Raw genomic sequence first — 13,700 nt, 5'->3', positions numbered from 1 at the left:
CGGACCGCACGCACGCGCAGTGCCCGTTTCATCGTTCAAGGGGGAGATTGTGATGAGTACGCAGACGCTTCTGGCCTCGCTGTTCCGCTACAAGGCCTGGGCCGACGAAGGATTGCTGGCAGGCTTGGCCGACCTTGCCGGGAAGGCCCCGCCCGACGACTACCGCACGGCACTGCGCGTCTTCAACCATGCGGCCATCGTCGACCGCATCTTCGTGGCGAACGTGCAGCGCACGGCGCACGCCTTCACAGCCACCGGCGCACCCGAGCCGCCGCCGCTCGAAGCGCTGGCCGATGCGGTGCGGGAAACCGATCGCTGGTATGTCGACTACGTCTCGCGGCTGAGCCCGCAAGAGCTCGAGGAAAGCATCGAATTCACCTTCACCGACGGGGCGCCAGGACGGATGTCACGCGAGGAAATGCTGGGCCACGTGGTGGCGCACGCGGGCTATCACCGGGGAGAGGTCGGGCGGATCATGACCCGCCTCACGGGCTCATCGCCGCCCGACACCTTCACCGGCTACCTGCACCAGGCCGAGCCAGCACGCCGCACGCAGGGCGCGTAGCGGCGGCGCTTTTAGGCCAGGCTCAGGAAGATCCGCCGGCTTACTTGCCCTGTGCCGACTGCAGCACCGGGTTCTGCATGGTCGAGATGACCTTGCTGTTGACGCGCGAGCCGCTGGTCACGTTTTGATCGGGCGCCGCGGCGGTGGCCATGGCTTCCTGGTAGACCTGCGCCGGGTCGCGGCTGGAGGTGAACGGGTCGGCGCCACGCGAGCCGCGCGTCACGTTCTGGTTGGGTGCGTGGGCCGTCTCGACGGCCTGCTTGTACATGGCTTCGGAATCGGCCGTGGACGTGAACGGATCGGCGCCGCGCGAACCGCGCGTGACGTTCTGGTCCTTGGCGTGAGCGGCGGCGATGGCTTCGGCTTCGACGGCTTCGCGGGTGCGTTGCTGGGCGTGGGCGGAAGCGAGGGAGAGCACGGCGAGTGCCGCGGCAAGGGCGAGTCGGGAGGTCTTCATGATTCGGGTCTTTTCTGTGAGTTGTCGGTCCGGATGAGGCTTCCACGGGGATGCGGGAAAACCCTGAACGAGGCTATTCAGGGCAAAAGGCAGGTCAATGACGCCCCCGCGGCGCGGCCCGGCTCTTCGCCGCGCCGTGCAACCTCTGCGAACTTCTGTTAACCAGAACGGCGTCACCTGCCCCGCCGAAGCGCTTCGCGCTTGCGCACAGGGCTCGGGTTCTGAGACAGTCGCCCGGCTTCGGCCCGATCGCACCCAACGAAACATCCAACGAACGAGGGGAAAACCGCAACCATGGGACTGTTCGACTTCCTGAAGAAGAAACCCGCCATGCCCGCAACGCTCGAGGAGGGCATGGCCTCGCAGGCCGAAGACTTCGTCGGAGCCTTCTCGCAACCCGGCGCGCCCATCGACGGCTCGCGGCTGGACTACACGTCGGCCTCGCTGCCGCTGGTCGACCGCGTGCTCGACGACTTCTTCAAGCAGCAGGCGCCCCTGCCGGACGATCTCCACTTCCTTGCATCGGCCTACGTCTTCGAAGTCGCGCGCCGCGAGTTCGGCGGGCGCTACCTGCGCGGCGACGAGGACAACCCCTTCGTGCTCGTCATCGGCCAGGGCGATTCGCAGGTCGGCGTGTGCGTGATGGGCAAGGTGCGCGGACGAGCCACCAACGGCCCCGAAGACGACCTGGGCTTCTTCTACGCCGGAATCGCACCCGCGGTGGCGCGCGGCGTGAGCGCGACGATCATCTGAGGCCAGTGCGTCGTGCAAGGCCGAAGTCACAGCCGGCTGCTACCCGCTGCGCCCTGCCCCTTCGAATAATGCGGCGACGGCCCGCGCCCCTACGGGCCGGTCCGCATTCCAACCTCGTTCGAAGGAGACAAGAGACATGGCGCGCAAGATCCTGATGCTCTGCGGCGACTACGCCGAAGACTACGAAACCATGGTGCCCTTCCAGACACTGCTGGCCGTGGGCCACACGGTCCACGCCGTGGCGCCCGACAAGAAGGCCGGCGACTGGGTCCACACCGCCATCCACGACTTCGAGGGCGCGCAGACCTACAGCGAGAAGCCGGGCCACCGCTTCACGCTGAACGTCAACTTCGCCGACGTGCGCCCCGAGGCCTACGACGCGCTGGTCATTCCCGGCGGCCGCGCGCCGGAGTACCTGCGCATGAACACCCGCGTGGTCGAGATCGCGCGGCACTTCCTGGCCGCCGACAAGCCGCTCGCCGCGGTGTGCCACGGCGCGCAACTGCTCGCGGCCACCGGCCTGCTGAAGGGTCGCAAGGTGTCGGCCTACCCCGCTTGCCAGGTCGAGGTGGAGCTGGCGGGCGCCGAGTACATGGGCATTCCGGTCGACCAGGCCGTGACCGACCGCAACCTGGTCACCGCGCCTGCGTGGCCCGCGCATCCGGCGTGGCTCTCGCAGTTCCTCGTGGTGCTGGGCACGCGCATCGAGCATTGAACTCGCGGCGGGCGGCACGGCGCTACAGTGCACGCGTCGCCCACCCTACTTTCCCCAAAGGAGACAACCACCATGTGCGAAGTCTTCATCAGTGCCGATCCGCAGAGCTACGACGCGCGCACGCGCTCGGTGCGGCTGCACGGCGTGGTCACCAGCATCCGGCTGGAGAACCTGTTCTGGCAAGTGCTGGAGGAAATCGCGCAACGCGACGGCATGGTCGTGGTGCAGCTCATCGAGCGGCTCTACGACGAGCTGGTGGCCGCGCGCGGCGAAGTCGGCAACTTCGCGTCGTTCCTGCGGGTGAGCGCCCTGCGCTACGAGGCGCTGCTGGCGCAGGGGCGCATTCCGGCCGACAACTCGGTGGCGATCCGCTCGCTCGATGCGAAGGCCGTGCTGCACGAGCTGCCGAAGGGCTGGGGCGGGCCGCTTTCCGGACAACGGCCCACCGCCAAGATACACACGCTGCGCGCGGCAGCGCGATGACGCGCTTGCGCCTGTCGCGTCAGTCCAGCGAAACGTTCGCCTTGCGGATCACGTCGGTGAAACGCTTGGTCTCGCTCGCCACGAACTCGTCGAACTGAGGGCGCGTGGTCGGGAAGGGCTCGTAGCCGAAGCTCTTGAACTTCTCCAGCACGTCGGGCTCGGCCAGGCCCTTCTCGATGTCGCGCTTGATCTTCTCGGTGACCGATGCGGGCAGGCCCCTGGGCACGGCGATGGCGTTCCAGCCGATGACCTCGAAGCCCTTCGGGCCGCCCGATTCGGCGACCGTCGGCACGTCGGGGAAGGCTGCCACTCGCTGCGGCGCGGCAGCGGCCAGGAAGCGCAGCTTGTTCGCGCGCTGCAGCGGGCCGGCGGTGGCGCTGCTGCCCAGCGCGAAAGCCAGTTCGCCGGTGGCGACCGAGGTGTAGAGCTGCGTGGTTTCCTTGTAGATCACATGCTCCATCTGCGTGCCGGTGGCCGACTCGAAGAGCTCGGAGCCGAGGTGCACCGGGTTGCCCACCGACCACGAGCCGTAGTCGAGCTTGCCGGGGTTGGCCTTGGCATCGGCGATCAGGTCGCCCACGGTCTTGTACTTGCTGTTGGTGGCGACGGTGAAGAAGAAGTAAGTCTTGAACAGCGGCAGCAGCGCGTCGAAGTCCTTGCTCGTGTCGTAGGGCAGCTTCTTGAAGAGCGCCGGGTACGCGGCGAGGTGCACGTTGTCGAGCACGATGATGTCGTGGCCATCCTTCGCGCCACGCTTGAAGGCATCGATGGCGATGAAGCCGTTGCCGCCGGGGCGGTTCTCGACCACCACGGGCTGGCCCCAGGCGCGCGAGAGCTTGTCGGCCACCAGGCGGGCCACGCCGTCGGGGCCGCCGCCCACGGGGAACGGCGTGATGATGCGCACGGGCTTGGTGGGAAAGGCCTGCTGCGCGGGCGCGGCCGCAGGCAACAGGGCTGCGGCGGCCAGTGCGAGCGCGGCAATGCCAGCGCCGCGGCGCGTTGTCTTCTTCGACGTGTGGTTCATCCTCTGATCCTTCTTTCTCTCTGTCCTCTTGGGTTGAAAAAATGCCATCGGGCCGCTGTTGCCGCGGCTGCCGATGGCCTTGTCTTCTTGCTTCTCTGGTTGTTTTCGGTTCGGTCGTCCTGCGTCGCCCGCGGCGCGTGCCGTCGTCAGACGCGCTCGAGGATCACCGCGATGCCCTGTCCCACGCCGATGCACATGGTGCACAGCGCATAGCGGCCGCCGCCCTTGTGCAGCTGGTTGACTGCAGTGGTGGCCAGGCGCGCACCGCTGGCGCCCAGCGGGTGGCCCAGCGCGATGGCGCCGCCGTTGATGTTCACGCGCGCGTCGTCGTCCTTCAGGCCCAGCAGGCGCAGCACGGCGAGGCCCTGCGCGGCGAAGGCTTCGTTGAGTTCGATGACGTCGATCTGGTCGAGCTTCAGGCCGGTGAGCGCCAGCACCTTCTGGGTGGCGGGCGCGGGGCCGATGCCCATCACGCGCGGCGCGACGCCGGCGGTGGCCATGCCGACCACGCGTGCGCGCGGCGTGAGGCCGTGCTTCGCGACGCTGGCTTCGTCAGCCAGCAGCAGCGCGCAGGCGCCGTCGTTCACGCCGCTGGCATTGCCGGCAGTGACGGTGCCGTCGGGACGCACCACGCCCTTGAGCTTGGCGAGCGACTCGAGGCTGGTTTCGCGCGGATGCTCGTCCTTGCTGACGATGATCGCGTCGCCCTTCTTCTGCGGCACGGTCACGGGCACGATCTCGGCGTCGAAGAAGCCCGACTTCTGCGAGGCCACGGCGCGCAGCTGCGAGTTCAGCGCCATCAGGTCCTGCGCCTCGCGCTCGATCTTGTAGTCGGTGGCCACGTTCTCGGCCGTCTCGGGCATGGAGTCGACGCCGTACTGCGCCTTCATGAGCTTGTTGACGAAGCGCCAGCCGATGGTGGTGTCGTACACCGCGTTGTTGCGGCTGAAGGCGCTCTCGGCCTTGGGCATGACGAAAGGCGCGCGGCTCATGCTTTCCACTCCACCGGCGATCATCAGGCCCGCTTCGCCGGCGCGGATGGCACGTGCCGCCGTGCCCACTGCATCGAGGCCCGAGCCGCACAGGCGGTTGATGGTGGCGCCACCGAGTTCGATGGGCAGGCCCGCCAGCAGCGCCGACATGCGCGCGACGTTGCGGTTGTCCTCGCCGGCTTGATTGGCGCAGCCGTAGAGCACGTCGCTCACGGCCTGCCAGTCGACGTTCTTGTTGCGTTCCATCAGCGCCTTGAGCGGCACGGCGCCGAGGTCGTCGGTGCGCACGCTGCTGAGCGAACCACCGTAGCGGCCGAAGGGAGTGCGAACGGCGTCGCAGATGAAGGCTTGGTTGGTCATGTCTGTCTCTCTTGGATTGCTTGAAGGGGTCAGGCTGCGATCGGGAGTCCGACGAGCTTCTCGAGTTCTTCGCGGCTCAGGCCGTCGACCAGGTCGACGAGCTTCAGGCCCTGCGGCGTGCGTTCGAGCGTGGCGAGGTCGGAGTACACGCGCTTGACGCAGCCGATGCCGGTCAGCGGATAGGTGCATTCCTTCACCAGCTTGCTCACGCCCTGCTTGGTGAGCAGGTCCATCATGACCCAGGTCTGCTTGGCGCCGATGGCGAGGTCCATCGCGCCGCCGACGGCGGGAATGGCGTCCTTCTCGCCGGTGTGCCAGTTGGCGAGGTCGCCGGTGGCCGACACCTGGAACGCGCCGAGCACGCAGATGTCGAGGTGACCGCCGCGCATCATCGCGAAGCTGTCGGAATGGTGGAAGAACGAGCCGCCCGGCAGCAGCGTGACGGGCTGCTTGCCTGCGTTGATGAGGTCGTAGTCTTCCTCGCCGGCCTCGGGCGCCGGGCCCATGCCGAGGATGCCGTTCTCGCTCTGCAGGATGACCTCGCGGCCCTTGGGCAGGTGGTTGGCCACCAGCGTGGGCTGGCCGATGCCGAGGTTGACGACGGCGCCGTCGAAGATGTCCTGCGCCACGCGGGCGGCGAGCTGGTCCTTGGTGCGGCGTGTGTACGTGGTGCTCATGGTCATGCTGCCTTCTTGAAGCCGCCGGCCTGCGTGGCCACGCGTTCGATGCGCACCACCTGGTGCACGAAGATGCCCGGGGTGACGATGGTTTCGGGGTCGAGGGTGCCGAGTTCGGCGATGTCGTGCACGGTGGCGACGGTCTTCTTCGCGGCCATGGCCATCACCGGACCGAAGTTGCGAGCCGCCTTGCGGTAGACCAGGTTGCCCCAGCGGTCGCCGCGCTCCGCCTTGATGAGCGCCACGTCGCCGTGGATGGGGTACTCGAGCACGTACTGCACGCCGTCGATCTCGCGGGTCTCGCGGTTGCCCGCGAGCTGCGTGCCATAGCCCGTGGGGCAGAAGAAGGCGCCGATGCCGGCACCCGCGGCGCGGATGCGCTCGGCGAGGTTGCCCTGGGGCACGAGTTCGAGCTCGATCTTGCCGCTGCGGTAGAGCCCGTCGAACACCTGGCTGTCGGCCTGGCGCGGAAAGCTGCAGATGATCTTGCGCACGCGGCCTGCCTTGAGCAGCGCCGCGAGGCCGGTCTCGCCGTTGCCCGCGTTGTTGTTGACGACGGTGAGGTCCTTGGCGCCCTGCTCGACGAGGCCCTCGATGAGTTCGTTGGGAATGCCGGCGGTGCCGAAGCCGCCGATGAGAACCGTGGCGCCGTCCTGGATGCCTGCCAGGGCATCGGCGACCGAGCGCGCGATCTTGTTGATCATGAAGCCTGTCTCCGGGAGTGAGGAAAGTGAGCGAAGAAACGAACCGATCCTGAACACGTCGACCGATTTTGCGAACCGCCGATTTGTTCGTCTAAAGAACATTTGTTCGTATAATGAATTCTAGAGAGGATCGAGCACCATGGCAACCCACCCCGCACAACCCGAAACACCCGCGCCCGGCGACAGCTACGTGCAGTCCTTCGCGCGGGGCCTGCAGGTGATCCGCTCGTTCAGTGCCAGCGCGCCGCACCAGACGCTCAGCGAGGTGGCGGCCGGCAGCGGGCTGACGCGCGCGGGCGCGCGCCGCATCCTGCTCACGCTGCAGACGCTGGGCTACGTTGTGACCGACGGCAAGCTCTTCACGCTCACGCCGCGCATCCTCGACCTCGGGTTCGCGTACCTCTCGTCGATGCCGATCTGGAACCGCGCCGAGCCGGTGATGGAAGCGCTGGTGCAGCAGGTGCAGGAGTCGTGCTCGGCCGCCGTGCTCGATGCGACCGACATCGTCTACGTGCTGCGCGTGCCGACCAAGAAGATCATGCACATCAACCTGGGCGTGGGCTCGCGCCTGCCGGCCTACTGCACCTCGCTGGGCCGGCTGCTGCTGGCAGACCTCGACGACGACGAAGTGCGCGCGCGGCTCGAGGCATCGAACATCGAGGCGCTGACCAAGCACACGCTGACCGACATCGACGCGCTCATGGCCAAGGTCGCGCAGGCACGCAAGCAGCAGTGGTGCGTCGTCAACCAGGAACTCGAGGAGGGCCTGATCTCCGTGGCCGCGCCCATCGTCAACCGCCAGGGGCGCATGGTGGCCGCGCTCAACATCAGCGGACAGGCGAACCGCACCAGCGCGAAAGCGATGCAGGAGACCATGCTGCCCGCGCTGCGCGAAGCGGCGGACAGGATCTCGCGAATGCTCTGATCGATCCTGCGGCCTCGCAACCGAATGGGCATTCATGGACAGGTCACATCGGTTTTCTAGATTGCGCCCCTCACTACAACACCGGAGGGTCCAATCATGTCCAGTCGCTTCATCTCGTCCGCATTGCCGCGCCATCTCGCGATCGCGGCCGTTGCCTCTGCCGTCCTCGCCGCTTGCGGCGGCGGTGGCAACGGAAACGGCATCGTCTTTCCGCCCGTGGCGGGCACGCCGGCTCCCGCGCCTGCCCCGGCGCCGGCACCCGCTCCTGCACCGCAGCAGGACCCCTCCGCGGGACTGCCGCACAAGCTGACCGGCTGGGCCTCGCTGCCCGCCTCGTTCCGCCAGCCCGGCCCGACCACGGGCCAGTTCATCACCGCCGCGCTCGGCGTGACGCCGCCCTTCGTCGGCGGCCAGCCGCTGCCGGGCTTCTCGGCACTGCTGAAGAACGACGACGGCACCTGGACCGCCATGCCCGACAACGGCTACGGCAGCAAGAGCAACTCCGGCGACTTCGTGGTCGGCTTCTACAACGTCAGCATCGACTTCCGCACGGTGGCCAACGGCACCACGGTGCCCGGCACCGTGAAGGTGAACAGCCATGTCGCCTTCAACGACGCCAACGGCTTCCTGAAGGACGGCAAGGGCGTCGACCTGAAGATCACCGCCGACTTCGCCAACTACCAGAAGGTCGATGGCAACAACCTCGTCGACACCGGTACGCCCGTGGACCCGAGCATCGTCAGCGGCCGGCTGCTGACGGGCTTCGACCTCGACGTGGAATCGATCGCCCGCGCGAAGGACGGTACTTATTTCGTGGGCGAGGAGTTCGGCCCCTACATCCTGCACTTCGACAAGAACGGCACGCTGATGGGCGACCCGGTGCCGCATCCTTTCCTGCGCAGCCCATCCAACCCGCTCGTGATGACCCAGGGCGCCACCGTGACCTCGCTTTCGAGCCGCGGCTTCGAGAGCCTGGCCTTCAACGGCGACAAGACCCGCCTCTACGCAGTGCCCGAGGCAGCGCCCTCGCTCGCCGCGCTGCGCCCCGTGGCCGACGACGAGCGCTATCTGAACTTCTTCGAATTCGATCCCGCCTCGATGCTCTACACCGGCAAGAACCCGGTCTACAGGAAGGACGGTCCGGTCAAGGACAACCAGATCGTGATCGGCGACATGACCAACATTGGCGGCAACAAGTTCGTGCTGATCGAGCGCGACAGCCTCTACGGAGCGAAGGCTGTGGTCAAGCGCCTGTACATGGTCGACCTCGACGTGAAGGATGCCGACGGCGTGCTGAAGAAGACGCTGCTGGTCGACCTGCTGAACATCTCCGACCCGACGGGCATCGGCGGCCCGCTGGCTGGCGTTGCGGCCGGCAAGTTCACCATGCCATTCGATTCGGTGGAGAGCGTCGAGGTGGTGGACGACAACACGCTGGCCGTCGCGATCGACACCAACTTCCCGACCGAAGACGGCCGGGTGCAGGGCAAGCCGGACGACACGGAAGTCATCACCATCCGCTTCGACCAGCCGCTGTTCAAGCGCAAGAGCTGAAGAAGACTGCCGCGCGGCGGGCTGGCCGCGCCTGCGGTCAGCCTTCCGAGTGGATGCCCTTCATGATGATCACGCCGCCCAGGCGCGTGGTGTCGGCGCGCATGCGCTTGGCCAGCGTGTCGGGCGAACCGGGCTGGGCCTGCCAGCCGGTCTTCAGCAGCGCCTGGCTCACGTCGGGCGAGCTGATCACTTCGACCAGCGCCGCGTTGAGCCTGGCGACGGCCGCGGGCTTCATGCCGGCGGGCGCGGCCAGCGCGGTCCAGATCTCGAGGTCGGCGCCGCGCACGTCCGCGTCGCGAATGGTGGGCAGTTCGCTCGCCAGCGGACTGCGCTCCGGCGAGGTCACGCCGATGGCCTTGATCTTTCCCGACTTGATGTGCGGCATCGCGAGGCCCGGCGGCAGCAGCGCCAGCTGGATCTCGTTGGCCAGCAGGCCCGCGATGACCTGCGGATTGCCGGTGTAGGGCTTGTGCTGCGCAGTGATGGCCGCGCGACTCTTGATGAGCTCCATGCCCAGGTGGCCCACCGTGCCCACGCCCGGTGTGCCGTACTTGCCGCCGCTGCCGAGGTTGCGCACCCACAGCAGTTGCTCGGCCGAGGTCTTGCCCGTGGCGCTGCCCGACACCGCCAGCACCAGCGGCGCAGTGCCGATGAGGCCGACAGGCGCGAAGTCCTTCTCAGGATCGAAGGGCAGCGCGGGGTTGAGCAGCTTGGCGATGGTCAGGTTGCCGTTGATCAGCGCGCCGACGGTGTGATCGTCGGTGGCCTTCGCCACCTGGTCGGCAACGGTGTTGCCGCTGGCACCGGGCTTGTTCTCGACGATCACCGGCTGACGCAGGATCTTCGACAAAGGCTCCGCGATGGCACGGGCCGCGAGATCGGGCGATGCGCCTGCGGGAAAGCCGACGAGGATGTGGACCGGCTTGGTCGGCCACGTGGCGTCGCCGGTGCTGCCGTTGCGTTGCTGGGCCCACGAAGTCTTCGCAAGCAGCGAAGCGGCAATGGCTGCCGCGCCGCCTTCGAGCAGGCGGCGTTTGGTGATCGTCAAGATGACTCCAGGAGAGTGAGAAAAACTGGGGAAAGTGCTTACATTGTGTTTACAAGACGTTACAGGACGAAGATGCTTTTCGCAAGTCCGAAGTGGCTTCCCGTCAGGGTCTCTCGCGTAGGAAAGTACTACCGGAAGGCGATATATCGAGCAGTTTTCTCTGCGTGGGAAACAGCGACCAGCCCCATCGCTGTTGCGCATGGCCCCACAGCCCTTGCTTGAAGAACAACGTGACGAGGATCGCGAGCAACCCGAGCCCCAGCAGGTACCAGGTGCCGTAGTCGCTCAGGAACTTGTTGAGCGCCCAGAAGATAAGCGCGCCCACCAGCGGCCCCTCGATGCGCCCGATGCCACCGATGACCACCATGAAGATGGCGAAGGCCGTCCAGTTGACACTGAAGGCCGCGTCGGGACTGATGCGCAGGTTGCCCACGAAATAAAGCGCACCCGCGAGCCCCGCGCCGAAGGCCGCGACCACGTACACCGCGAGCTTCATCCGCGCGACCGGAATGCCCTGAGACTCGGCCGCCACTTCGTTGTCTCGTATCGCGAGCAGCGCGAGGCCGCGCTTGCTGCGCAGGAACAGGTACACCAGCACGACCGCCGCGACCACGCAGGCCAGCGCCATCCAGTAGGTGGTGCTCTCGCGCGTCGCCTTGTCGATGCCGCGCAGCGCGGTGAGCGTGGTGCCCGAGCCGCCGCCCACCGCCGACACGTTGGCGAAGCTCAGCCTGAACACTTCCGCAATGACCCAGGTGCCGATCGCGAAGTAGCCGCCCGAGAGCCGGAACGCGACGAAGGACACCGGTATCGCCACCAGCCCCGCCGCCAGCGCACCCAGCGGTATCGCGATGAACGGGTTGACGCCCGCGAAGTTGCCGAGCATCAGCATCACGTAGCCGCCGAAGCCGAAAAAGGCCTGCTGCCCGATGCTCACCATGCCGCCGTAGCCGGCGAGCAGGTTCCACATCATCGCGAAGATGAAGTAGCAGGCGATCTCGACGAACTCGCGCATCCAGCTCGACTCGCCCCAGAACGGAAGACTGGCGGCTACGAGCACGATGGCAACGCCGGCAACGAGTGCCGCGCGGCTCGCGGCTGTCGCGCGTTCGACCGCGACGATGGAAGGAGGCATGTTCGTCATCGGCCTTATCCGCGTGTTTTTGGAAAGAGTCCCTGCGGCCGCAGCACCAGCACCACCAGGAACACGATGTGCCCGAACCAGATGCCCCAGCCCGGGTCGAGCCTGAAGCCGATCTGCTGCGTGATGCCGAGGATCATCGCGCCGGCCAGCGTGCCCCAGAAGGAGCCCATGCCGCCGATGATCACGGCCTCGAAGGCGAAGAGCAGCAGCAGCGGCCCGTCTGAAGGCGACACCGTCGTGCGCATGCCCTGCAGCGCGCCCGCGACGGCGATCAGCACGAAGGCGATGGCCGTGGCGAACGCGTAGACCTTCTTCGCGTTCAGCCCCATGAGCTCGGCGATCTCGCGGTCGTCCGACACCGCGCGAAACGACCGCCCCAGCGCGGTGTGCGCGAAGAGCCACTGCAACGCACCCGTGGCTGCGATCGCGATCGCCAGCACCACGAGCGGCAGCACGCCCACCGACATCGCATCGCCCAGCGCGATGCCCTGCGTGCTTAGCCCACCGGTTTCGATGGCGCGCGGGTCGGCCGAGAACACTTCGAGCAGCAGGTTCTGGATCACGATCGAAAGTCCGAAGGTGACGACCAGCGAAGGCAGCGGATCTTTCCCGAGCGTGCCGTTGAGCACGTAGCGCTGCAGCGCGTAGCCGAAGCCGAAAGCCACCGGCAGCACGGCGAGCGCCACGAGCCACGGCGCGGCATTGCCCGTCAACGACACGCCCGCGATGACCGCGAACGCGCCGAGGATGATGAAGTCGCCCTGCGCCGTGTTGGTGAGCCGCATCACGCCGAACATCAGCGACTGGCCCAGCGCGAAGAGCGTGTAGAGGCCGCCGAGCAGCACGCCCTGGACAATGGTCTCAAGCATGGGCCGCCTCCGCGATGCCAAAGTAGGCCTGCGAGATCTGCTCGCGCGTGAGATCGGCGGAATGGCCTTGCAGCGACACGCGTCCCTCCTGGAAGCAGTAGATGCGCTTCGAGACCTGCCGCGCCATCGTCACGTCCTGCTCGACGATGACCACAGTCATGCCCTCTGCGGTGATGCTCGGCATGGCCGCGTAGATCTCGCGGATGACGATAGGCGCGAGCCCGAGCGAGAGCTCGTCGCACAGCAGCACCTCTGGGTTGCTCATGAGCGCGCGGCCGAGCGCGACCATCTGCTGCTGCCCGCCCGACAACGAGGTGCCCGGCTGGTTGCGCTTCTCGGCGAGGATGGGAAAGAGCGCGTACAGCCGCTGAAGGTTCCACGGCCCCTTGCGCGCAGGCGTGGCGCCCATGAGCAGGTTCTCCTCCACGCTGAGGCTGGCAAACAGCCTGCGCCCCTCGGGAACCATGGCGAGCCCGCGGCGCACGATGTCGCCGGGCGGCAGGCCGCCGATGGGCTCGCCCTTGAAACGGATCGCATCGATCGGCGCGCGCACCAGCCCCGTCAGGCTCTTGAGAAAGGTCGACTTGCCCGCGCCGTTGGCACCGATGATGGCCACCAGCTCGCCCCGATCAAGCGAGAAGTCGATGCCGAAGAGAGCCTGCGCGTCGCCGTAGAAAGCCTTCAGCGCGCGGGTGTCGAGCAGCGCGGTCATGCCTCCATCCCCATGTACACGCGCCGCACCTCGGGGTCGTTCATCACCGCGCGCGGCAGGCCTTCCGCGAGCTTCTGCCCGAAGTTGATGACGAAGAGCCGGTCCGCCAGCGAGAGCAGCGCATGCACGACGTGCTCGATCCAGATCATCGTCACGCCGCGCGCCTTGATGCGCTTGAGTTCGCCGACAAGCACCGCGGCCTCGGGTTCCGTGAGCCCGCCCGCGATCTCGTCGAGCAGCAGCAACTGCGGCCGTGTGGAGAGGGCGCGCGCCAGCTCCAGCCGCTTGCGATCGAGCAGGGTCAGCCCGCCCGCCGGCTTGTTGGCATGCGCCATCAGGCCCGTCTGCTCCAGCACCTCGTGCGCGGTGCGCCATGCCTCGCGCTCGGTCTGCTGCCCGCCGAAGCAGGCGGCGGTCACCAGGTTCTCGAACACGCTCATGTTGCCGAAGGGCTGCGGCACCTGGTAGCTGCGGCCGATGCCGGCGTGGCAGCGCTGGTGCGGCTTCAGCCGCGTCACGTCGCGGCCGGCGTATTCGACGCGCCCGGCGTCGACGCGCACGTCGCCGGAGATCAGGTTGAACAGCGTGGTCTTTCCCGCGCCGTTCGGCCCGAGGATGCCCAGCGTCTCGCCTTCGGTCACCGCGAGCGTGATGTCGTCGGTGACCTTGAGCGCGCCGTAGGACTTGCTCACGGCATGCAGTGCCAGCAGGGTCATGG

At 67.3% G+C, this 13,700-nt stretch carries 16 protein-coding genes; 6 read left to right on the top strand and 10 right to left on the bottom strand.

Going from position 1 to position 13,700, the window contains the following annotated elements; translation table 11 throughout:
• The first annotated feature begins 52 nt into the window (after positions 1-52).
• Entirely contained in the window at positions 53-565 is a 513-nt protein-coding gene (locus EJP69_RS15820; RefSeq protein WP_126471336.1) for a DinB family protein, read from the top strand.
• Positions 566-605: 40 nt separating this feature from the next.
• Here the strand turns inward: EJP69_RS15820 and EJP69_RS15815 are convergent, their stop codons facing one another.
• Positions 606-1,022, bottom strand: a complete 417-nt coding sequence (locus tag EJP69_RS15815) for a hypothetical protein (RefSeq protein WP_093206615.1) — start codon at positions 1,020-1,022, stop codon at positions 606-608.
• A gap of 294 nt (positions 1,023-1,316) precedes the next feature.
• On the opposite strand from EJP69_RS15815, the gene EJP69_RS15810 reads away from it, so the two are divergent.
• From EJP69_RS15810 to EJP69_RS15800, 3 genes are all read left to right on the top strand, one after another.
• On the top strand, positions 1,317-1,775 hold the full coding sequence (locus tag EJP69_RS15810) for a hypothetical protein (RefSeq protein ID WP_093206614.1): 459 nt from the start codon (positions 1,317-1,319) through the stop codon (positions 1,773-1,775).
• Between the two features lie 136 nt (positions 1,776-1,911).
• Positions 1,912-2,490 (top strand): DJ-1/PfpI family protein, encoded by a 579-nt coding sequence (locus EJP69_RS15805; protein WP_126471334.1) that lies wholly within the window; start codon positions 1,912-1,914, stop codon positions 2,488-2,490.
• Positions 2,491-2,562: 72 nt separating this feature from the next.
• Positions 2,563-2,973, top strand: coding sequence for a ribbon-helix-helix domain-containing protein (locus EJP69_RS15800; protein WP_126471332.1), 411 nt, complete (start codon positions 2,563-2,565; stop codon positions 2,971-2,973).
• A 19-nt stretch (positions 2,974-2,992) separates the two neighbouring features.
• Here EJP69_RS15800 and EJP69_RS15795 read toward each other — a convergent pair whose 3' ends face one another.
• The 4 genes from EJP69_RS15795 to EJP69_RS15780 all read right to left on the bottom strand — a co-directional run bounded on the left by EJP69_RS15795 (position 2,993) and on the right by EJP69_RS15780 (position 6,730).
• On the bottom strand, positions 2,993-3,997 hold the full coding sequence (locus EJP69_RS15795; protein WP_126471330.1) for a Bug family tripartite tricarboxylate transporter substrate binding protein: 1,005 nt from the start codon (positions 3,995-3,997) through the stop codon (positions 2,993-2,995).
• A 146-nt stretch (positions 3,998-4,143) separates the two neighbouring features.
• Positions 4,144-5,349 carry a 3-oxoadipyl-CoA thiolase gene (gene pcaF / locus EJP69_RS15790; protein ID WP_126471328.1) on the bottom strand — a complete coding sequence of 402 codons (1,206 nt, stop codon included), beginning with the start codon at positions 5,347-5,349 and terminating at the stop codon, positions 4,144-4,146.
• A gap of 29 nt (positions 5,350-5,378) precedes the next feature.
• Positions 5,379-6,032, bottom strand: coding sequence for a 3-oxoacid CoA-transferase subunit B (locus EJP69_RS15785; RefSeq protein WP_126471326.1), 654 nt, complete (start codon positions 6,030-6,032; stop codon positions 5,379-5,381).
• Positions 6,029-6,730, bottom strand: a complete 702-nt coding sequence (locus tag EJP69_RS15780) for a 3-oxoacid CoA-transferase subunit A (protein WP_093304346.1) — start codon at positions 6,728-6,730, stop codon at positions 6,029-6,031. Before EJP69_RS15780 ends, EJP69_RS15785 begins: the two co-directional genes overlap by 4 nt.
• A 139-nt stretch (positions 6,731-6,869) precedes the next feature.
• Here EJP69_RS15780 and EJP69_RS15775 point away from each other — a divergent pair, with 139 nt between their 5' ends.
• The gene (locus EJP69_RS15775; protein WP_093304349.1) at positions 6,870-7,655 is read left to right on the top strand and encodes an IclR family transcriptional regulator domain-containing protein; all 786 of its coding nucleotides are present in this window, start codon (positions 6,870-6,872) and stop codon (positions 7,653-7,655) included.
• Between the two features lie 96 nt (positions 7,656-7,751).
• Complete coding sequence (locus EJP69_RS15770) at positions 7,752-9,209, top strand: esterase-like activity of phytase family protein (RefSeq protein ID WP_126471324.1); 1,458 nt, start codon at positions 7,752-7,754, stop codon at positions 9,207-9,209.
• A 37-nt stretch (positions 9,210-9,246) separates the two neighbouring features.
• Here the strand turns inward: EJP69_RS15770 and EJP69_RS15765 are convergent, their stop codons facing one another.
• The 5 genes from EJP69_RS15765 to EJP69_RS15745 form a co-directional block, all read right to left on the bottom strand.
• Entirely contained in the window at positions 9,247-10,257 is a 1,011-nt protein-coding gene (locus EJP69_RS15765; protein WP_093206605.1) for a Bug family tripartite tricarboxylate transporter substrate binding protein, read from the bottom strand.
• Positions 10,258-10,360: 103 nt separating this feature from the next.
• Positions 10,361-11,401 (bottom strand): branched-chain amino acid ABC transporter permease, encoded by a 1,041-nt coding sequence (locus tag EJP69_RS15760; protein ID WP_126471322.1) that lies wholly within the window; start codon positions 11,399-11,401, stop codon positions 10,361-10,363.
• A gap of 5 nt (positions 11,402-11,406) precedes the next feature.
• Positions 11,407-12,270 (bottom strand): branched-chain amino acid ABC transporter permease, encoded by an 864-nt coding sequence (locus EJP69_RS15755; RefSeq protein ID WP_126471320.1) that lies wholly within the window; start codon positions 12,268-12,270, stop codon positions 11,407-11,409.
• The gene (locus EJP69_RS15750; protein ID WP_126471318.1) at positions 12,263-12,982 is read right to left on the bottom strand and encodes an ABC transporter ATP-binding protein; all 720 of its coding nucleotides are present in this window, start codon (positions 12,980-12,982) and stop codon (positions 12,263-12,265) included. The genes EJP69_RS15755 and EJP69_RS15750 overlap by 8 nt, the downstream gene beginning before the upstream one ends.
• Entirely contained in the window at positions 12,979-13,698 is a 720-nt protein-coding gene (locus tag EJP69_RS15745; protein ID WP_093304358.1) for an ABC transporter ATP-binding protein, read from the bottom strand. The genes EJP69_RS15750 and EJP69_RS15745 overlap by 4 nt, the downstream gene beginning before the upstream one ends.
• Between the last annotated feature and the right edge of the window lie 2 nt (positions 13,699-13,700).

The organism is Variovorax gossypii (genome assembly GCF_003965815.1).
Lineage (GTDB): Bacteria > Pseudomonadota > Gammaproteobacteria > Burkholderiales > Burkholderiaceae_C > Variovorax > Variovorax gossypii.
The sequence above is the reverse complement of the archived record's forward strand: the minus strand, read 5'-3'. Positions and strand labels throughout refer to the sequence as shown.